Below are 19139 nucleotides of genomic sequence, written 5' to 3'. Positions count from 1 at the left end.
ATGTGTATCATTAAGACTAAATTTAATAATATAGATAAATAATAGCCAACAAATTTCATGTATCAATGAATTTTGTTGGCATATTTTTAATTAACAGGTGTACTATGTCCCACCTCAGATAAATTATCAATTTTTATTCTGGAAGTATCGCAAAACTACGCACAGGAAATCCAGGAGCTTGATCAGGTTTTGGCGGGATGTGATAAATGATTGCGCCACGTGTAGGAAGTTGATCTAAATTGTTTAAAAGCTCAATTTGATACGTATCTTGACCTAAAACATAACGTTCACCTACGATATCACCATGTTTTCGAATATCAACAGAAGCATCGGTATCAAATGTTTCATGACCAATGGCTTTTACGTGACGTGTTTCGATTAAAAATTTTAAAGCATCAAGCCCCCAACCGGGAAGATGTTGAAGGCCTTCAGCATCTTTATTTTCAAATTGATCCGTATGAGGCCAACTTTTCGACCAATCACTTCGAAAGGCGATGAACGTGTCAGGTTCAATCGTCCCGTTTTGTGCTTCCCACTGTTCAATGTGTTCACGTGTAAGTACAAAGTCAGCATTTTCCGCTACTTCTTTAGAAAAATCGAGCACAATTAACGGGAGTACCAATTCTTTAAGCGCTAATTCATGTAAGTACCGTGTGTGATCTACAAAGTGAATAGGGGCATCAATATGGGTGCCGTATTGTGTCACAAGCTGCCACTGTTGAACGAAAAATCCATCTTTTAGAACAGTGAATGGGGTGTCAATTTGAGCACTTTCAAACGCACTAAAGTGAGGGGAGTGTGCGTTGAAGGTATGTGTTAAATCCACCCATGTCAGGGACTTTAAATGATCCAGTTGTTGCCATAATGGATAGGACATGGCTATCATCCTTTCTAAAAGTGATTATGCTGTCGGTGTTGTCGTATGTTGACGTAGTTTTTTCGCGCTGTTCACGAGAACGTTTAAAGCGTCTTTCACTTCTGCTTCTTTACGCGTTTTCAAACCACAGTCTGGATTCACCCAGAAGAGTGAGCGGTCAATTTGTTGTAAGCCTCTTTGAATGGCTGTCGTTATTTCATCTTCAGTAGGAATACGCGGACTATGAATATCGTATACGCCTAAGCCGATACCTAAATCATAATTGATATCTTCAAAGTCTTTGATTAAATCGCCATGACTACGTGATGTTTCAATAGAAATAACATCCGCATCAAGTTCATGAATCGCATGAATGATTTGACCAAATTGTGAGTAGCACATATGTGTGTGGATTTGTGTATGATCCGCCACTGATGATGTCGCCAGTTTGAAGCTATGCACGGCTTTACGTAAATAATCTTCATGATAGGCTTTACGCAGTGGTAAGCCTTCACGTAATGCAGGTTCATCCACTTGAATGACTTTGATACCAGCTTCCTCGAGCGCCAACACTTCCTCATTAATAGCTAAAGCGATTTGATTTTGTACCTCTTCTCGCGGTAAGTCTACACGTTCAAATGACCAGTTTAAAATCGTTACAGGACCTGTAAGCATACCTTTGACAGGTTTGTCTGTTAAGCTTTGTGCATAAACAGTTTCTTTGACTGTTAGCGGTGCTGTCCATTTCACATCACCATATATAATCGGTGGTTTCACCGCACGAGAACCATAAGACTGCACCCAACCGAATTTTGTTACTAAAAATCCTTGAAGTTTTTCACCAAAGAATTCAACCATGTCGTTACGTTCGAATTCACCATGGACAAAAACGTCTAAGCCAATATCTTCTTGAATCTCAATCCAACGTCCAATTTCCGCTTTTAAGAATGTTTCATATTCCTCATTTGAAATACGATTGTTTTTCCAATCCGCACGTTTTTTTCGTACTTCTCGAGATTGTGGAAATGATCCAATCGTCGTTGTAGGTAAATCAGGTAAATTTAAACGTTCTTGTTGCAATACTTTACGTGTTTCAAATTTAGATTCACGTGAAGCCCGCACACTGTCAAAATCATACGTTAAGTTTTTGAAATCTTGATTTTGGAAACGCTCATATTGTGCTTGTAATGCGTCTAGTTTTTCAGTATTTCCATCATTAATTGCACGTTTTAACGCATCCAATTCTTCCAATTTTTCTGTCGCAAAACTTAAACCATCACGTACTGTTTCATCCAATGTTTCATCATCTAATGATACTGGAACGTGAAGCAATGATGATGAAGGGTTGATATAAAGATCATCTGTATAAGTGGCTAATGTTTCGATGAGCGCTTTTTTAGCTTGAACATCGGCTGCCCATACATTACGACCGTCAATGATACCAGCGAATAATGTTTTAGATGCATCGAAGTTACCGTTTTTAATTTGTTTCAAGTTTTCTCCACGGTCATGTACAAAATCTAAACCAAATCCTTTTACAGGAAGACTGCTTAAGAATTTGACGTTAGCGCGTTCGAAATACGTTTGAATGATTAATTTTTGAGCCACTTCAGCCCCTGCAAAAGCCTCATACGCCTCACGTGTAATGGCCTCTAAATCTTCACCATCATCTGTGACTAACACGGGCTCATCAACTTGAATCAATTCCGCACCTGCTTGAATTAAAGCTTCGAAAGCTTCGATATATAGTGGAAGTAGGGTACGTACTTTTTCTTCAAGTGATTGATCGCCGCCTTTTGATAATTTGACGAAAGTAATAGGTCCGACAATCACAGGGTGCGCATTAATGTTAAGCGATTTCGCATAGTTAAAGCGTTCTAAAATGATATGACGTCCTAATTTAGGTGTGACATTGTCCCATTCAGGTACAATATAGTGATAGTTTGTATTAAACCATTTAATGAGTGCACTTGCGACGTGTTCTTTATTACCACGTGCAATATCAAAAAGTAAATCATCATCAACCTCACGTCCTTGGAAACGTTCAGGGATAATATTAAAAAGTAAAGATGTATCTAGAATATGGTCATAAAGTGAAAAGTCACCGACTGGTACACTATCTAAATGATGATTTTTTTGAAGTAATAAATTTTCACGGTGTAAATTGAGTAACGTTTCATCTAATTCTGCTTTCGTAATCGCTTGATTCCAGTAGTTTTCAATCGCTTTTTTCCATTCACGTTTACGTCCAAGTCTTGGGAATCCTAAGTTAGTTGTTTTAATTGTCATAATATAACCTCCTGATTGGTTGATGTGATTGATTTTGAGTAAGCTGCAAGTTCTAAAGAATAGTCGACACGTTCGAACGGTGTAATGAGATATAAACCATTAAAGTATTGATGTACGGTATCAATTAATGATTTACAAATGGAAATAGAAAGTTCGTATGTCGCCGTTTTATCACCTGCAACAGCTTTGAAGCGTGCTAATACATCGTCAGTCATTTTGATGCCTGGCACTTCGTTATGAAGAAATAGCGCATTGTTATAACTCGTGATAGGCATAATACCTATAAATAAAGGCACGTTGAGATGTTTCGTTGCTTCATAAATTTCAACAATTTTTTCTTTAGTAAATACGGGTTGCGTAATGAAATAATGCATGCCACTTTCAATTTTAGTTTCGAGTTTTCGGACAGCTGCATCAATATTTCTGACATGAGGGTCAAAACCACCAGCGATGTTGAAATTGGTACGTCTCTTCAGCGCATCACCGTCTGTGTTAATACCTTCATTAAAGCGTAAGGCAAGTTCTGTTAATCCTTTAGAGTTCACATCATAAACATTCGTCGCACCTGGGAGATGGCCTACTTTTGAAGGGTCTCCAGTTATGGCTAAAATTTCGTTAATACCGAGTAGTGATAAGCCAAGAAGATGTGATTGTAAACCGATGAGATTACGATCACGACAAGTAATGTGAACAAGTGGCTCAATATGATACTTTTGTTTGATTAAACTTGCTGCGGCCACGTTGGAAATGCGGACCGTAGCGAGTGAATTATCTGCTAGCGTTACGGCGTCAATATTGGCGCGATCCAGCGCTTCGATATTTTTAAAAAAACGCCCGGTATCAAGGTGTTTTGGTGTGTCCAACTCAACAATAATGGTAGGTTGTCTGGTCACGCGTTCTTTTAAATTAAGTTTTGATGACGGATGTTGCGTACTCTCTTGTTTCTTATGAATGGGTATCACTTTTTTATGTTTAATCGGTTTTAACCCTTGCACGGACGTTTTAATATGATGAATATGTTCTGGCGTGGTCCCACAACAGCCGCCGATAATCCGAACACCTTCTTGAATCAATTGTTCTGCGACTTCTCCAAAGTACGTCGCATTATTACTGTATTTAAAGTTATTATTTTCAATGTCCAACAAGCTGGCATTTGGATAACAGGAGAGATACGCGTGCGATGGTAGGGCAATATGGCTAAAGGTATTTTTCATATGGTGCGGTCCATGGTGACAATTTAAACCGACGATATTGGCCCCAGCCTGAATGACTTGTTCGAGTGCATCATTAATCACAGTGCCATCTCTTAAATAATTTGTATTCGAAGCGGTTAATTGGGCAATGATTGGAATGTTGTACTTTTTACGCGTCGCTTTAATAACGGTGAGCAGTTCATCCAAATCGTAGTACGTTTCAAATAAAAGTCCATCCACACCGCCTTGTACTAAACTATCTACTTGAATTTCAGTATGATATTGAATGGCAGGTAGTGAGAAATCACCTTGTTTAATGCCGCGAAAGCCACCCACAGTGCCAAGGATAAACGTATCTTCTTTAGATGCACGCTTTGCGATGGCAACGGCAGCTTCATGAATGTCACGTACTTTATGTTCTAAACCGAACGCTTTTAATTTTTCAAAATTGGCACCGTAAGTGTTTGTTTGAATAATGTCAGCGCCAGCCTGTATATAGGAACGATGAATATGTTCAACTTTTTCTGGGTGCGTTAAATTGTAAGCTTCTGGACATGTATCAAGTCCTTCAGAGTAAAGGATTGTTCCCATTGCGCCATCAGCCACTAGAATATTGTCTTTTAGGGTGTTTAATAAGCGACTCATCGTAAACCTCCTTTAATGCATCATCTAAGTCTTTAATTAATGTATCGGTGTCTTCTAATCCAACGCTAAGTCTAAATAATCCAAATGTGATGCCCCTTGCTTCTCGAATGTGTTGAGGTATGGCCGCATGGGACATAGAGTGGGGATGTGATAGTATCGTTTCTACGCCACCCAAACTTACAGACACTAACGGCAGGTGTAATGCATCGACAAAAGTTTGTGCAAGATGTTCATGTTTAAGTCTAAATCCAAATACAGCACCACCATGTTCAGCTTGGTTAAGATGCACGGGGCTATAACCTGGGTAATATACGTCAGCAATAGCCGGATGTTGTTCTAAAAATCGCACGATACGTTGTGCACTTTTAGATGCGTGTCGAAAGCGCACATCAAGTGTTTTAATGTGTTGTGTTAATGTCCAACTGTCGTAAACAGAAAGACCTGAACCTGTGCCGTTTTGTATTAAATAAATGGCTTCAGCAAAGGCAGCATGATTTGTAACAACGGCACCGGCAATTAAATCGCTATGACCGCCCAGAAATTTCGTAGCACTATGAATCACGATATCAGCGCCTAAATCTAAAGGATTTTGAGCCATCGGTGTCATAAACGTATTGTCTACAGCTAATAAAAGATTGTGACGTTGTGCAATTTTAGCTACTGCTCGAATATCCGTTATTTTAAATAATGGATTAGATGGTGTTTCAATATAAATCAATTTTGTACGAGGTGTAATATATTTTTCGAAATTTTCCGTCTTTTCAGCGTCGACTGTTGTGAATTGAATATCGAATTTACTTAAAATTTGTTCTGTTAATCGGAAGGTGCCTCCGTAGACGTCGTCAGGCAATAGGACATGATCACCTGCTTTTAAAGTAAGAAAAACACTCGTAATCGCACTAATACCTGAGTTAAATGCAAAGCCATGTGTACCGTTTTCGAGTTCAGCGAGTTTTCTTTCGAGTAGTTCTCGATTAGGATTACCACTTCTTGCATAATCATATGTGGTTTCTCCACCTAGCGTATGTTGGTGATACGTCGATGAATAATACAAGGGTAAATTCGCACTTTGATACGTTTTGCCACGATGGTGGTCATGAATAAGTTGCGTTGTTTTGGAATGGGTCATTGTATCACCCCTTCTCGTGATTGATTTAAAGCCTGTATAAAATCTGATTCAATATCTTCATAGGCTTCGATACCTAAAGACAAACGTATTAAATGTTGATCGATACCACGTGCATCTTTTTCAGCGTCCGGCATATCCACATGTGTTTGCGTGTAAGGAAAAGTGATAAACGTTTCCGTTCCACCTAAACTTTCTGCAAATCGAGAAACATGAATATGATCGAGTAATTTTTCCGCACTATAGTTTTGTTCTAAACGTAAACTTAACATGCCCGTACGCCCACTGTAGAGGACGTCTTGAATGCCCTTTAAATGTTTACATCGTGCGGCTAAACGTTGCGCATTTTCTTGAGCGCGTGTGACCCGTAAATGTAATGTCTTTAAACCACGTTGTAATAAGTAGCTGTCAAATGGTGACAATGTAGCACCAATCATGTTGTGAAGGAGCGCAAACTGATTGACCAAATCAGGATCTTTAACAGTAACAACGCCAGCTAACACATCATTATGTCCACCGATATATTTTGTGGCGGAGTGTAATACGATATCTGCGCCGTCATTTAATGGCGTTGATAAATAAGGGGTTAAAAATGTATTGTCTATAATCGTGATAAGTCCATGTTGTTTGGCTAACTTGTAGTATGGTTCAAGGTCTATTTCGATCATTAATGGATTGGAAATTGGTTCAATAAAAAATGCTTTCGTATGGGATGAAATCTGTTGTTGTACATGCGTAACATCTTCAAAATGCACATATTTAAAATGAACGCCGTATTGCTCTTCGTAATATTGAAACAGCCTAAACGTCCCACCGTATAAATCATAGGAGACAAGGATTTCATCTCCTGGTTTAAAAAGGCTACAGACTAGTTGTACGCTTGCCATCCCACTCGCAGTTGCAAAGGAGGCTACTCCGCCTTCAAGTTTCGCAAACGCAGTTTCAAAAGCATGACGTGTAGGATTTTTTGTACGTGTATAGTCATAGCCCGTAGAGAGACCCAAACCTTGGTGCTGATAAGCAGTAGATAAATAAATGGGATTTGCTACAGCACCTGTCGTATCTTCAGTCAATGCAATTTGCGCGAGTTCTGTATCTTTCATATGGTTTAACCTCCTCTATCGTTTTAAAATTAACAAACAAAAAAGCTTCCATCCTTTACACCCGATTTGTAAATCGGAAATAAAGGACGAAAGCTTTATTCGTGGTACCACCTTAATTTGCTACGCCATCACTGAAGTAGCCTCTTCCAGTACGCCATGTTAATAAAAGGTACATAGAAGTGTGGAACAATTCCAGTACGCCATTAAAACATGTTAATACTGTATCGCTATAACGGGCGAACCCGGTGACACCTCATATCGGCGCCAACACTCCAAGGCCATTTTCAAACTTTCTTTCAATATCTTCTCTCAGCAAATGAAGACTCTCTGTAAAAGCAGTGTAAGTTCTACTTTCCTTTTTATCGTGTTTAAAATCATGCGGTTGTAATTGGATAGTCACACTTTAGCATGGCAATTATTTATATGTCAACATATTTTTCAGAAAATTATGATTTAACACACTATTTTAAGTGTCTTGTAATTTTGTGAAAGTCTTGTATATCAAGGCATCAAACAGTACAATAAAAAACGTAAAAATTTTTGAAAAGAGGGATGTGGATGGCAGATTTACACGATATGCCACTTTCAGAAAATATAGTGCAACTGAATCTTGAAGAAATCCGTCCCAATCCATATCAACCACGACAACATTTTGATCAAGACAAGTTAGCAGAGTTAGCAACGTCTATACAGCAACACGGTGTACTTCAGCCCATTGTCGTCACACCCTCCGTAAAGGGGTATTACATCGTAGCAGGTGAACGTAGGTTCCGTGCTTCTGAACGTGCAGGCCTTCAAACAGTGCCAGCTATAATTAAAACGATGGACGATTCACGTATGCGTGAGCTCGCAATTATTGAGAATCTACAACGTGAAGATTTAAACCCTCTGGAAGAAGCAGAGAGTTATCAACAACTGATGGAGGCATTAGGTCTTACCCAACAACAAGTTGCAGAACGCCTTGGGAAATCACGACCTTATATTGCAAATATGTTGCGCTTACTACAATTGCCTGTTAAAATCAGAACTTTGATTCGAGAAGGTCAATTGTCAGGAGGTCACGGACGGACATTGTTAGCACTTAAAGATGCCTCATTAATGCAACAATATGCGCAAAAAGTAATTCAAGAATCTTGGAGTGTGCGCACATTAGAGGCAAAAATTGCTGAAAAAAAACCAAATGTTAAAAAGAAGACATCCGGGAGTCTAAATGCGTCAAAAAAAGCGAAACCTTCAATAATCAAACAACATGAACAACAGCTAGCTGTTCAATATGGCACAAAGGTGGATGTCTCGACTTCTGGTACAACGGGTAAAATTACATTAGAGTTTTATTCAGAACAAGATTATCGTCGCCTCATACAATTATTGAAAAAAGACATTTAATATGACTTAAAAAGAAAGGACATTTACATGAAACAGCTCGAGAGTATACTAAAAAATATGATTCAACCTTTATTAGAGCCTGAAACGTATTCCAATCTTTTAACGAAATTAATCATTGTGCTGATATACGTACTCGCAGCATTTATTGTGACGCGAATTTTAAATAAAGTCATTGCACAATTTTTCAAAGTGAATAACAAATCTAAAAAGACTCCGCGTGCAAAACGGTCTAAAACATTAATTACACTTGTGCAAAATGTCGTTGGTTATATCGTATGGTTTATTACGGGAACAACGATTTTAAGTAAATTTGGTATTAGTGTTGAAAGTATTCTCGCCGGAGCAGGGGTTGTAGGTCTTGCGATTGGTTTTGGTGCTCAGACGCTAGTTAAAGATATTATCACTGGATTCTTTATCATTTTTGAAAATCAATTTGATGTCGGCGATTACGTCAGTATTAAAAATAATAGCTCACCGATTGCTGAAGGAACTGTTAAATCCATTGGGCTACGCTCTACACGCATTATGTCGATTACAGGTGAATTATCCACGATTCCAAATGGTACGATGAGTGAAGTCACCAACTTCTCCGTAACCAATGGGGTGGCACTGGTCGATATTCCCATTTCGACCAGTGAAAATATTGAATTGGTTGAACAAAAATTGGGCGTATTTTTAAAATCAATTCCAAAAAAATATGGTATTTTTATAGATGTGCCGCAAGTATTAGGTGTGGATTCTATTGAAACGTACCAAGTGACATTACGTGTGTCTGCCGAAACGTCGCCAGGTGAAAATTTTAAAGGTGCGCGTATTTTACGTCGAGAAATTAGAGGGTTTTTACAATCTGAAAATATTGAAGCACCTGTCCCAAATTTAGCACAAATGTATAAAAACATGACGCAACCGAAACCGTGATGATGAATAAATTAGGATGAGGAGTAGATCGATGTCTTCAAAATATGAAATCAATGATATAGTAGAAATGAAGAAACAACATGCATGTGGTGCCAATCGATTTAAAATCATTCGTATGGGTGCAGATATAAGAATTAAGTGTACCGCTTGCCAACGAAGTATCATGTTGCCACGTCAGACGTTTAATAAAAAATTAAAAAAAGTACTCGAAAAAGCGAGTCAAGATGAGAAGGAGTAATGAAATATGGCTTTAACAGCTGGAATTGTTGGCTTGCCAAACGTAGGGAAGTCTACACTTTTTAATGCAATTACAAAAGCGGGTGCGCTTGCGGCGAACTATCCATTCGCAACTATCGATCCAAACGTAGGGATTGTAGAAGTACCTGATACACGTTTATCAGAATTAGCACGCATCGTTAACCCGAAAAAAACGATTCCGACAACGTTTGAATTTACAGATATTGCTGGGATTGTAAAAGGTGCGTCTAAAGGTGAAGGCCTAGGAAATAAGTTCTTATCACATATTCGTGAAGTAGATGCGATTTGCCAAGTGGTTCGTGCGTTTGATGATGAAAATGTGACGCACGTCGCTGGCCGTGTTAACCCAATTGATGATATTGAAGTCATTAATATGGAGCTTGTTCTAGCAGATTTAGAATCTGTTGAAAAACGCTTACCACGATTAGAAAAATTAGCGAAACAAAAAGATAAAACAGCATTAAATGAAGTACGTATTTTGTCACAAATTAAAGAAGTTCTTGAAAACGGGCAACCTGTACGTAGCATTGATTTTAATGAAGAAGATCAAAAATATGTGAACCAAGCACAACTCCTTACAGCTAAAAAAATGTTATACATCGCAAACGTTGGTGAAGATGAAATTAATGATGAGGACAACGAAAAAGTACAAGCGATTCGCGATTATGCTGCCCAAGAAGGTTCAGAAGTCATCGTGATTAGTGCGAAAATCGAAGAAGAAATTGCAACATTAGACGATGAAGATCGTGAAATGTTCTTAGAAGATTTAGGTATTGAAGAACCAGGACTTCACATTTTAATTCGTAAAGCGTATGAATTATTAGGTCTTGCCACTTACTTTACAGCTGGTGTACAAGAAGTACGTGCATGGACGTTTAAAGAAGGTATGACAGCACCACAATGTGCAGGTATCATCCACACAGACTTTGAGCGTGGTTTCATCCGTGCAGAAGTGACAGGATATGAGGACTTTGTTACGAATAATGGCGAACAAGGTGCGAAAGAAGCAGGTAAAATGCGCCTTGAAGGTAAAGAATATATTATGAAAGACGGCGACGTTGTTCATTTCAGATTTAATGTATAATAATAAAAACATCCATTTCGAAGATATGTTCGAAATGGATGTTTATTTATAAACGCACGGTCTTACGACGACGGAGTAAAAATGGATTAAATCTACGTTTGATTTTTAGCGATATCTTACTTTTACATCCAGGGCATTTGTTAGGTTCTGAATCTAACGTAATCAGTACTTCTTCACCACAATTCGGACAAAATACAGACGGTCGACCTTCTGGATGGCTAAGGCTTTTTTCAAACTTTCTACTTTTAACTTTTAGCTCAACACTCATTGATGACACTCCCTTTTATGTGACATGTATATATACCCGTTTTGATTGTTCTATCATACATATTTACTTAAAGTATGTCATTTAAACGCATTTTACGTTAAATCGTATAAAAAAGATGCTGGGACATAGTACACCTGTTAATTAAAAATAAGCCAACAAAATTCATTTATAGATGAACTTTGTTAGCTATTATTTATCTATATAACTCGATTTAGTCATAGTGATGCACACTATGATGAATTGTGATTGATCCCTTAGTCGAGACTTCTGAGGTATAAAGCCGAATCCGAAAATCCATTTTGAGGTATGGCACCTAGAAAAGCGAGGTGTTAGGGACAATCATAGGTTTAATGATTTATGTCTCAGCCCCTTTGTTTTGTCAATCATATAATTATGCTTTTTCACTTACAACGGTAATGTGTTGGTTAACGAAGTCTGCATTTTGAATTTCCTTCACTATAGCAAGGGCATAATCCGGATAACTCACATAACTTTCGCCTTCTGAATTCATCAATACAACATTTTGTCCGACACGATAATTGCCTGTGCGTGGTCCTACAGGATCATAAAAAGCAGAAGGACTAACAAAAGTCCATTTTAACTTCGAAGTTGCTTTAATATCTTCAAAGTTTTGGTTTTGAGCTTTCGCAATAGGTAACGCAAATTCTGGCACCATTGACGTATCTGTTAATTTTTGAGTTTTTGAGTCATCAGCATAGAGACTGCCGGCACCTCCTACAACGATGAGACGCGTGTTTGTACCTTCTAAAGCTTCAATTAACTTCCGTCCAAGCTCAACATGTTGCTGTAAATCATCCATCGGTGCAGCAAATGCATTGACAACAACATCAAATTGCGTCAAATCCTCACGCGTTAACGTCAATGCATCTTTTTCTAAAATGGGTACATCCTCAGTTACTTTTGATGCATTACGCACAATTGCTGTGACGTCTAATTTTTCATTAAGCGCTTCTTTTAAAATGAGCTGCCCTGTCTTACCAGTCGCTGCAATAATACCGATTTTCATAGATAAAACCTCCATTTTAGTAGTATAATTATTATACTTAATGCAATCATAAATATCCAACGCATTGCTTATAAAATATTCCTTCAAATTCCAATTGTAAAAAGTAATTGGGTATGGTAAAATACTTGAATGTGAGTAATGAAAATTATTCCTTGCTTAACGATTGAGATCGTTAAGCCGCATAGACCACAAGGAGGTGCAAATATACAATGAGAAAATATGAAGTAATGTACATCGTGCGTCCAAACATTGAAGAGGATGCAAGAAAAGCTGTTGTTGAACGTTTCAACGGAATTTTAGCTTCTGAAGGCTCTGAGGTATTAGAAACTAAGGACTGGGGTAAACGCCGCTTAGCTTACGAAATCGAAGACTTCAAAGATGGTTACTACTACATCGTACGTATCCAATCTGAAAACAACGTTGCTACTGATGAATTCCAACGTTTAGCAAAAATCAATGATGATATCATTCGTTACATTGTTGTACGTGAAGACGAAGACAAGTAATAGAATAGAAATGAGGCGTGAATATGCTTAACAGAGTTGTATTAGTAGGTCGATTAACAAAAGATCCAGAATACAGAACGACACCCTCAGGTGTAGGCGTAGCGACGTTTACTTTAGCAGTGAATCGTACGTTTACAAACAACCAAGGGGAACGTGAAGCAGACTTTATTAACTGTGTTGTTTTTAGAAAGCAAGCAGAAAACGTGAGCAATTTCTTGTTCAAAGGGAGTCTCGCTGGCGTTGATGGTCGCTTACAATCACGCAGTTACGAAAATCAAGAAGGCCGACGTGTCTATGTGACAGAAGTTGTGTGTGACAGTGTTCAATTCCTTGAACCTAAATCACAAAACCAACGTCATTCGAATAACCAAGGCAATGACTTCCAAAGTTATGGCCAAAGTTTCGGTGGACAACAACAAGGTCAAAATTCATCATATCAAAACAACAACAATCATTCATCGAACAATGATAACCCATTTGCCAATGCGAATGGCCCTATCGATATTAGTGATGATGATTTACCATTTTAAAATAATGAACGTATTATAAAAAATGAAGCAAGGGAGGCACAAATCATGGCAGGTGGACCAAGAAGAGGTGGTCGTCGTCGTAAAAAAGTTTGTTACTTCACAGCAAACGGTATTACACACATCGACTACAAAGACACTGAATTATTAAAACGTTTCATCTCAGAACGCGGTAAAATTTTACCACGTCGTGTGACTGGAACTTCAGCTAAATACCAACGTCAATTAACGACTGCAATTAAACGTGCACGTCATATGGCGTTATTACCATTCGTTAAAGACGAAGCTTAAGATTTGGTAATAAAAAAGTCCCGAACCGTATTAGGTGTCGGGATTTTTTATATATTTGATTATAAAATTTTTTATAAAAAGTATTGCAATCAGATGTGACACTCCCTATAATGTGGAGTAATTTCACAACAAAAGATGAGACATAGGAGTGAACAATATATGGTATGGTTAGACAAAATAAAGACTATATTGAAGGATACGTTTACAACTGTACCATGGGAAACGGCTGAAAATTCTAGTGGGAGCACGACGACTACTAAGAAAGCAAGAATCTCAAGCATCGCTGTTGCTATCATACTTTACATCGGATTTATGTGTATTAATTTAGATACATTTTCATTAGTGAGTGTCATCATAGGTATCATCGCTTTTTCAATTGCAGCGATGTTATGGAAATCGTCACGTTTAAAACTATTTAAATTTGAACGTATTAAAGGCGCACATCTGTTACTTGCGCTCGGTGTATTCATTCTCGTCGGATTAATCGATCTTCTATTGTTATCCATGTTAGGGACGGGTAAAACGACAAATGATCAAGTCATAGACCAATCGATTCAACTACGTTCGACAATTTGGTTCGTCATTTTAGGCACATTTATCGGACCATTCGTTGAAGAAGTTGTATACCGTGGTATGGGGCTAAAATATATGTTTAGAGGTTTACCGTGGGTGGGTGTCATTGTATTATCGACAATATTCGCACTCACGCATGTACCATCAAATGTCATAGAGTTTCTCATTTATTTTCAATCTGCAGTATTATATAGCTTTGTTTATTTAAAAACGAAGCGTTTTGAATTACCGTTAATGATGCATATATTGAACAATGCATATACATTTATTCCATTATTATTTCAATAAATCATTAAGGCGCACGATAAGGATACCGGTTTGAACCCTGTATTCCTACGTGCGCCTTTTATTGTGCTTCAATTATTCACGCCAAAATTTTGTCGTATGTTGTTTATCTGCTATATTTTTTTCTATCATTTTTCGTATAAGATCAAAATTGACGTCATCTGTCCATTTAATTTTAATAATCATTTTTGTCGCATCATAACCCGCTTGTTTAATGGCGTCATCAAAATAATTCCGTGTCTCAATTTCAGGGGCAATCGCAAAATGGGGTTTGGCTTTACTCAATCCTAATATAAATGTGCCATTGTCTTTTAATAATAACATCGGCTGGTTCCACTTGATTTCTAAAGTAAGTTCAGGGTACTCATTCAGCAATTGCTCGACAACATTTTTTAGTTTCTCACGATGCGCTGGTTTTTCAATGGTTTCCAGAAATGCTTCAAATGTTTTCATGCATACACCTCAATTTTTAATCCATCTACAGATTGTTATTTTTGTTTACTATACCATATTTATTTTTCTAAAGGGTCGCATTTAGAATGCAGATATGTTAATTTAATATCGAAAACCGATATCGAATACCGATATTAGCAAAGGAGGACGTTATTTGAAAAGTAAACTAGAACGTCGTATGTTTTTAGGGTTTATATATATTCATATTTTACATCATGCGCTTGAAGCACCGATTTACGGCAGTTGGATGATTGAGGAGTTACGTTCACATGGGTATGACATGAGTGCGGGAACGTTATATCCGATTTTACATCGTATGGAAGAAGAGGGATTACTTGAAACCGAAAAAGTCACGGTGAAGGGGCATCAGCGTATCCATTACAACTGTACGGATTTTGGTGCTCAAATGTTGAAGGAGAGTAAGCGTAAATTAGCTGAATTACTAAATGAAATTTAGGAGGATGACGCTATGAAAGGGTATGTTCATTTATTTTTAATTGCTTTAAGGTTGGGCTGTACGTCTTTCGGAGGACCTACAGCGCATTTGGGATATTTTTATGATGAGTATGTGAAACGGCGTCAATGGTTAACAGATGCTCAATATACGCATTTGGTTGCTTTGTGTCAATTTTTACCAGGACCTGCGAGTAGCCAGGTAGGATTTGGTATTGGTGTGGCCAAAGCAGGACTCATTGGGGGCATCATATCATTCCTCGGTTTTACACTGCCGTCTGTCTTAATTTTAGTCATATTTGCAAGCTTGCTTCAAACATCTGGGATGGATATGAGTTGGGTGAACGGTTTAAAAATTGTAGCGGTCGCTGTGGTACTTAATGCTATCTTAGGTATGGCTCAAAAACTACTCCCAGATATGAAAACGAAACTATTTGCATTGTTCACGCTCGTCGTTACAGTACTTATCGCACACCCAGCATCGCAAGTGCTCGCATTAACTATAGTGGGTCTCATTGGTTTGTTTATATTTAAACATGAACAAGGTGAAACAACTCAAGTGCGACTATTTCAAATCCGTCGCTCTGTGGGTATTAGCGCACTGATACTCTTTTTTAGTCTACTCATTGTATTACCAATCGCGAATGCGCTGTCAGAGTCATCATGGATTGCGATGATAGATCATTTCTACCGTTCTGGTGCTCTCGTATTTGGAGGGGGACACGTCGTATTACCTTTACTAGAAGGTGCATTTGTAGGAGGTAAAATGATTAGTGCAGATGATTTTATTACGGGATATGCACTCGCGCAAGCCGTACCAGGGCCGTTGTTTACATTCGCATCTTATGTTGGTACTGTCATGTCAGGCGGGCTCGGTGCTATTGTAGCAACGCTTGCCATCTTTTTACCTGCATTTTTACTTCTCGTAGGTGTCTTGCCTTTTTGGGAACGCGTTCAAAATAATGCGCACATGCGTAAAGTTTTAAAAGGCATCAGTGCAGGCGTGGTAGGTATATTGGTCGCTGCGTTTTATGATCCTATCCTGACATCAGCAATGCATACACGCATCGACTTTGTATTTGCGGCTATTTTATTTGTATTGTTGGCGTACTGTAAAGTACCTTCTTGGGCGATTGTGATTTTAGGTATTATTGGCGGTGTCGTACTGTATTGAATATATAAAATAGTAGTTCGCTTTTTAATCGATTTTTAATTTTTCTTTAAGTCAATTTCAATCTCTAATGATTAAAGTAACCATATATAACAGGGCGTTATTTAATTTGAGGAGTGTTGAAAGATGAAATGTACAGTGATTCCATCAGGATTTAAAGAAAGTCTGAGTGCAGAAGAAGTGGGTTATGCGATTAAAAAAGGGATTCATAATGTTTCACCGACACATGATGTTCACGTCATTCCTATGGTGGATGGTGGTGAGGGATTCGTTGAAACAATGATTAAAGTGAAAAATGGTTACAAAATAAAAACGCATGTGACAGGACCTATAGGTAAACAAATCTCTTCATTCTTTGGTGTTTTTAAAGAAGACGGTCAAACTGTGGCGGTGATTGAAATGGCAGCCATTGCAGGACTGAGACATGTACCTAAAACGAAGCGTAATCCTTTATATACAACGACATATGGTGTAGGAGAAACGATTTTAAAAGCACTAGATTATGGTGTGGATCGTATTTTGATAGGTTGTGGAGATTCAGGCACATCGGATGGTGGAATTGGCATGGCCCAAGCAATAGGCGTACAACTATTCGACGCACAAGATGCGCTGCTTCATATACAAGGTGCTGCCGATATTCATAAAATTGCGTATATGGATTTGTCAAGTGTCGATCCACGGATACAACATACGCAAATTGATGTCGCTGTAAATTGGACTAATGTGTTATGCGGTGAAAACGGTGTTGCACGAGTGTTTGGACCTCAAAAGGGAGCGACATTAGAAGAAGTAGAACAATTATCTGCTAACCTTGAACATTTAGCAACTCTAATTGAACGTGAGACAGGTAAAAATTTACGCACAGTTGAAGGGTCAGGTGCTTCAGGTGGTCTCGGGGCAGGCTTAAGCGCATTTGCAAATGCGACGTTACATCGACGTTTTGATGTCATTATGACTTACATTAATGTTGAAACGGCGATTAAAGATAGCGATGTTGTTATTACCGCTGAAGGTTGTATTGATGATCAAACGCCTAATGGAAAAATACCAGCTGAAGTAGCACGGATCGCTAAAATATATGACAAACCCGTCGTGGCACTTGCGGGTACGATTGGTAAAAATGCAAAACGCAATTATCAAAGTGGTATCGATGCGTTTTCAAGCATTATTCCGGGTCCTACGACACTTGATAATGCTATTGAAGATGCAGAAAAATGGCTAGAAGGCTGTGCAGAAAGCGCCATCCGACATATTACAATTGGTATGTATTTGATAGAATCAGAACAAGAATTTGATGCATCTAGCAAGAAAGTAGCGCTATAAAATGTTCAACAACGTATCATTAACCCAACTGATGGTGTGGTTAGGTTTTATTATTATCGCATTAAGTATCTTTTTAGGAACATCGTTAGCGTACATGGGTAAGGTCAGTTTAATGTGTTTTGTTTTGGCACTGGGGCTATTTGTATTTTCTAAAGTACCTGCTGGACTTGTAGGGATGTTATGTCTTGTTGTTGCAGTAGTGTTAGGTGTGCCTGAAGCGATGTTATTTAATGCACTGAATCAACACATTGTATGGTTAATGATAGGTGCCTTTATCATGAGTGCTGTGATTGAATCGAGTGGATTGCTGCAGCGTTTGGTAAAGTGGATGGCTATGCACTGCTATACACCTTTACGTGCGATAGCGTTTATGAGTCTAGCTATTTTACTCATGACGTTTACGATTCCTTCCACATCGAGTCGTGCTGCAGCATTTATGCCTATTTTTCTAGCGCTTAAGACGCATTTCCCTAAATATCAAACATTCTTTGGTCTTTTAATTCCAATGTTGATTCTGATGATGACCAATGCCACATTAATCGGGGCAGGTAGTCATCTGATAGGTATTGGTATTTTAGAAGGTCAAACAGACGCTCAAATCAGTTATATGGCATTTTTGCTATGGGGGTTACCATTTGCATTAATCATAAGCTTATTAACGATTTTTGTACTGAGATGGCACATCAAGCCCAATACCGTCAATGTGCCTCTTGATAATGCGTCTGCACAGTACATTGAACATGCACGCGAGCCATTGACATCACAAGAAAAGATTGCGTTGAGTTTGATCGGACTAACGATTTTATTATGGCTTACAGAGGCGCTGCATGGCTTTGATATAGCGTTTGTGACGATAGCGATGAGTTATGTCATGATGTTACCACAGTTCAAGTTAATTGCTTGGAATACCGCGTTAAAAAAAGTGTCTTGGAGTTTAATCTTTTTTGTTGCAAGTGCAACAGTGTTGGGAGAACTCCTTGTGAAGTACAAAGTGATTGCCCATTTCCAAACACTATTTATGCAAGGGTTACAACATATATCAATTATGAATGAATGGTTTTTAATTTTACTCATTAGTGTCATTAGCGTGATGTCACATTTATTGATTACAAGTCATACGACACGAGCGGTAGTGCTTATACCGACATTTCTAATACTCTGTAAGATGTTTGACCTTAATCCTGTTGCAGTCGTTTTTATTGCACTTATAGGTATCAACTATTGTGTGACATTTCCAGTAAGCTCTAAAGCATTACTTATTTTTTATGAGTTAGATGAACGACCATTTACAACGAGACAACTTGCTTATTTGAGTCTTTATTTAATGCCGATGTACATCATTGTAATGGTTGTTATGTATTTTATTTATTGGCAGTTTACGGGGTTACATTTAAAGTAGGGGGC

20 protein-coding genes and 1 other annotated feature are annotated in these 19139 nt (G+C 38.2%); of the genes, 12 read left to right on the top strand and 8 right to left on the bottom strand.

What is annotated here, in order from left to right:
- Nucleotides 1-133: 133 nt before the first annotated feature.
- The 5 genes from G8Y85_RS02440 to G8Y85_RS02420 are packed head-to-tail and all read right to left on the bottom strand — an operon-like array spanning nucleotide 134 to nucleotide 7212.
- A complete protein-coding gene (locus G8Y85_RS02440; RefSeq protein ID WP_165805386.1) occupies nucleotides 134-877 on the bottom strand; it encodes a cyclase family protein in 744 nt (247 codons plus the stop codon).
- A 24-nt stretch (nucleotides 878-901) separates the two neighbouring features.
- Entirely contained in the window at nucleotides 902-3148 is a 2247-nt protein-coding gene (gene metE / locus G8Y85_RS02435) for a 5-methyltetrahydropteroyltriglutamate--homocysteine S-methyltransferase (RefSeq protein ID WP_165805396.1), read from the bottom strand.
- Complete coding sequence (locus G8Y85_RS02430; RefSeq protein WP_107400975.1) at nucleotides 3142-4983, bottom strand: bifunctional homocysteine S-methyltransferase/methylenetetrahydrofolate reductase; 1842 nt, start codon at nucleotides 4981-4983, stop codon at nucleotides 3142-3144. The genes metE and G8Y85_RS02430 overlap by 7 nt, the downstream gene beginning before the upstream one ends.
- Complete coding sequence (gene metC, locus G8Y85_RS02425) at nucleotides 4937-6112, bottom strand: cystathionine beta-lyase MetC (RefSeq protein WP_107400974.1); 1176 nt, start codon at nucleotides 6110-6112, stop codon at nucleotides 4937-4939. Before metC ends, G8Y85_RS02430 begins: the two co-directional genes overlap by 47 nt.
- Nucleotides 6109-7212 (bottom strand): aminotransferase class I/II-fold pyridoxal phosphate-dependent enzyme, encoded by a 1104-nt coding sequence (locus G8Y85_RS02420; RefSeq protein WP_165805385.1) that lies wholly within the window; start codon nucleotides 7210-7212, stop codon nucleotides 6109-6111. The genes metC and G8Y85_RS02420 overlap by 4 nt, the downstream gene beginning before the upstream one ends.
- A gap of 79 nt (nucleotides 7213-7291) precedes the next feature.
- Nucleotides 7292-7584 (bottom strand) — a binding site (T-box leader).
- 180 nt (nucleotides 7585-7764) lie between these two features.
- Here G8Y85_RS02420 and G8Y85_RS02415 point away from each other — a divergent pair.
- The 4 genes from G8Y85_RS02415 to ychF are packed head-to-tail and all read left to right on the top strand — an operon-like array spanning nucleotide 7765 to nucleotide 10858.
- Entirely contained in the window at nucleotides 7765-8598 is an 834-nt protein-coding gene (locus G8Y85_RS02415; protein WP_425338444.1) for a ParB/RepB/Spo0J family partition protein, read from the top strand.
- Between the two features lie 27 nt (nucleotides 8599-8625).
- Complete coding sequence (locus G8Y85_RS02410; RefSeq protein WP_037565100.1) at nucleotides 8626-9516, top strand: mechanosensitive ion channel family protein; 891 nt, start codon at nucleotides 8626-8628, stop codon at nucleotides 9514-9516.
- A 31-nt stretch (nucleotides 9517-9547) separates the two neighbouring features.
- Nucleotides 9548-9754: a DUF951 domain-containing protein gene (locus tag G8Y85_RS02405; protein ID WP_037565097.1), complete on the top strand. Its 207-nt coding sequence runs from the start codon at nucleotides 9548-9550 to the stop codon at nucleotides 9752-9754.
- A 6-nt stretch (nucleotides 9755-9760) separates the two neighbouring features.
- Nucleotides 9761-10858 carry a redox-regulated ATPase YchF gene (ychF, locus tag G8Y85_RS02400; RefSeq protein ID WP_060552190.1) on the top strand — a complete coding sequence of 366 codons (1098 nt, stop codon included), beginning with the start codon at nucleotides 9761-9763 and terminating at the stop codon, nucleotides 10856-10858.
- A 46-nt stretch (nucleotides 10859-10904) separates the two neighbouring features.
- Here ychF and G8Y85_RS02395 read toward each other — a convergent pair whose 3' ends face one another.
- On the bottom strand, nucleotides 10905-11126 hold the full coding sequence (locus G8Y85_RS02395; protein ID WP_103345228.1) for a hypothetical protein: 222 nt from the start codon (nucleotides 11124-11126) through the stop codon (nucleotides 10905-10907).
- Between the two features lie 391 nt (nucleotides 11127-11517).
- Entirely contained in the window at nucleotides 11518-12153 is a 636-nt protein-coding gene (locus G8Y85_RS02390; protein ID WP_107400971.1) for an NAD(P)-dependent oxidoreductase, read from the bottom strand.
- A 209-nt stretch (nucleotides 12154-12362) separates the two neighbouring features.
- On the opposite strand from G8Y85_RS02390, the gene rpsF reads away from it, so the two are divergent.
- The 4 genes from rpsF (at nucleotide 12363) to G8Y85_RS02370 (ending at nucleotide 14338) form a co-directional block, all read left to right on the top strand.
- A complete protein-coding gene (gene rpsF, locus G8Y85_RS02385; RefSeq protein ID WP_037565086.1) occupies nucleotides 12363-12659 on the top strand; it encodes a 30S ribosomal protein S6 in 297 nt (98 codons plus the stop codon).
- A 23-nt stretch (nucleotides 12660-12682) separates the two neighbouring features.
- The gene (ssb, locus tag G8Y85_RS02380; protein ID WP_037565084.1) at nucleotides 12683-13189 is read left to right on the top strand and encodes a single-stranded DNA-binding protein; all 507 of its coding nucleotides are present in this window, start codon (nucleotides 12683-12685) and stop codon (nucleotides 13187-13189) included.
- 45 nt (nucleotides 13190-13234) lie between these two features.
- The gene (gene rpsR / locus G8Y85_RS02375; RefSeq protein WP_037565082.1) at nucleotides 13235-13477 is read left to right on the top strand and encodes a 30S ribosomal protein S18; all 243 of its coding nucleotides are present in this window, start codon (nucleotides 13235-13237) and stop codon (nucleotides 13475-13477) included.
- Between the two features lie 159 nt (nucleotides 13478-13636).
- Entirely contained in the window at nucleotides 13637-14338 is a 702-nt protein-coding gene (locus G8Y85_RS02370; protein WP_165805383.1) for a CPBP family intramembrane glutamic endopeptidase, read from the top strand.
- A gap of 72 nt (nucleotides 14339-14410) precedes the next feature.
- Here the strand turns inward: G8Y85_RS02370 and G8Y85_RS02365 are convergent, their stop codons facing one another.
- Nucleotides 14411-14788, bottom strand: coding sequence for an iron chaperone (locus tag G8Y85_RS02365; RefSeq protein WP_060552194.1), 378 nt, complete (start codon nucleotides 14786-14788; stop codon nucleotides 14411-14413).
- A gap of 154 nt (nucleotides 14789-14942) precedes the next feature.
- Between G8Y85_RS02365 and G8Y85_RS02360 the strand changes: the two genes are divergently transcribed.
- From G8Y85_RS02360 to G8Y85_RS02345, 4 genes are all read left to right on the top strand, one after another.
- Entirely contained in the window at nucleotides 14943-15245 is a 303-nt protein-coding gene (locus tag G8Y85_RS02360; protein WP_060552195.1) for a PadR family transcriptional regulator, read from the top strand.
- Between the two features lie 12 nt (nucleotides 15246-15257).
- Nucleotides 15258-16415, top strand: a complete 1158-nt coding sequence (chrA, locus tag G8Y85_RS02355) for a chromate efflux transporter (protein WP_107400969.1) — start codon at nucleotides 15258-15260, stop codon at nucleotides 16413-16415.
- A 123-nt stretch (nucleotides 16416-16538) separates the two neighbouring features.
- Nucleotides 16539-17735: a glycerate kinase family protein gene (locus G8Y85_RS02350; protein WP_165805382.1), complete on the top strand. Its 1197-nt coding sequence runs from the start codon at nucleotides 16539-16541 to the stop codon at nucleotides 17733-17735.
- A 1-nt stretch (nucleotide 17736) separates the two neighbouring features.
- Nucleotides 17737-19134, top strand: a complete 1398-nt coding sequence (locus G8Y85_RS02345) for an SLC13 family permease (RefSeq protein ID WP_165805381.1) — start codon at nucleotides 17737-17739, stop codon at nucleotides 19132-19134.
- Nucleotides 19135-19139: the final 5 nt, after the last annotated feature.

Origin of the sequence: Staphylococcus sp. 11007852, from assembly GCF_011394325.1 — a bacterium.
GTDB classification, from domain to species: domain Bacteria; phylum Bacillota; class Bacilli; order Staphylococcales; family Staphylococcaceae; genus Staphylococcus; species Staphylococcus agnetis.
The sequence above is the reverse complement of the archived record's forward strand: the minus strand, read 5'-3'. Positions and strand labels throughout refer to the sequence as shown.

What these genes read in the sequence shown, in the direction of transcription:
- G8Y85_RS02440 (WP_165805386.1), bottom strand. Translation starts at nt 877, where the DNA reads ATGTCCTATCCATTATGGCAACAACTGGATCATTTAAAGTCCCTGACA.
- G8Y85_RS02430 (WP_107400975.1), bottom strand. Translation starts at nt 4,983, where the DNA reads ATGAGTCGCTTATTAAACACCCTAAAAGACAATATTCTAGTGGCTGAT.
- metC (WP_107400974.1), bottom strand. Translation starts at nt 6,112, where the DNA reads ATGACCCATTCCAAAACAACGCAACTTATTCATGACCACCATCGTGGC.
- G8Y85_RS02420 (WP_165805385.1), bottom strand. Translation starts at nt 7,212, where the DNA reads ATGAAAGATACAGAACTCGCGCAAATTGCATTGACTGAAGATACGACA.
- G8Y85_RS02415 (WP_425338444.1), top strand. Translation starts at nt 7,765, where the DNA reads ATGTGGATGGCAGATTTACACGATATGCCACTTTCAGAAAATATAGTG.
- G8Y85_RS02410 (WP_037565100.1), top strand. Translation starts at nt 8,626, where the DNA reads ATGAAACAGCTCGAGAGTATACTAAAAAATATGATTCAACCTTTATTA.
- G8Y85_RS02405 (WP_037565097.1), top strand. Translation starts at nt 9,548, where the DNA reads ATGTCTTCAAAATATGAAATCAATGATATAGTAGAAATGAAGAAACAA.
- ychF (WP_060552190.1), top strand. Translation starts at nt 9,761, where the DNA reads ATGGCTTTAACAGCTGGAATTGTTGGCTTGCCAAACGTAGGGAAGTCT.
- G8Y85_RS02395 (WP_103345228.1), bottom strand. Translation starts at nt 11,126, where the DNA reads ATGAGTGTTGAGCTAAAAGTTAAAAGTAGAAAGTTTGAAAAAAGCCTT.
- G8Y85_RS02390 (WP_107400971.1), bottom strand. Translation starts at nt 12,153, where the DNA reads ATGAAAATCGGTATTATTGCAGCGACTGGTAAGACAGGGCAGCTCATT.
- rpsF (WP_037565086.1), top strand. Translation starts at nt 12,363, where the DNA reads ATGAGAAAATATGAAGTAATGTACATCGTGCGTCCAAACATTGAAGAG.
- ssb (WP_037565084.1), top strand. Translation starts at nt 12,683, where the DNA reads ATGCTTAACAGAGTTGTATTAGTAGGTCGATTAACAAAAGATCCAGAA.
- rpsR (WP_037565082.1), top strand. Translation starts at nt 13,235, where the DNA reads ATGGCAGGTGGACCAAGAAGAGGTGGTCGTCGTCGTAAAAAAGTTTGT.
- G8Y85_RS02370 (WP_165805383.1), top strand. Translation starts at nt 13,637, where the DNA reads ATGGTATGGTTAGACAAAATAAAGACTATATTGAAGGATACGTTTACA.
- G8Y85_RS02365 (WP_060552194.1), bottom strand. Translation starts at nt 14,788, where the DNA reads ATGAAAACATTTGAAGCATTTCTGGAAACCATTGAAAAACCAGCGCAT.
- chrA (WP_107400969.1), top strand. Translation starts at nt 15,258, where the DNA reads ATGAAAGGGTATGTTCATTTATTTTTAATTGCTTTAAGGTTGGGCTGT.
- G8Y85_RS02350 (WP_165805382.1), top strand. Translation starts at nt 16,539, where the DNA reads ATGAAATGTACAGTGATTCCATCAGGATTTAAAGAAAGTCTGAGTGCA.
- G8Y85_RS02345 (WP_165805381.1), top strand. Translation starts at nt 17,737, where the DNA reads ATGTTCAACAACGTATCATTAACCCAACTGATGGTGTGGTTAGGTTTT.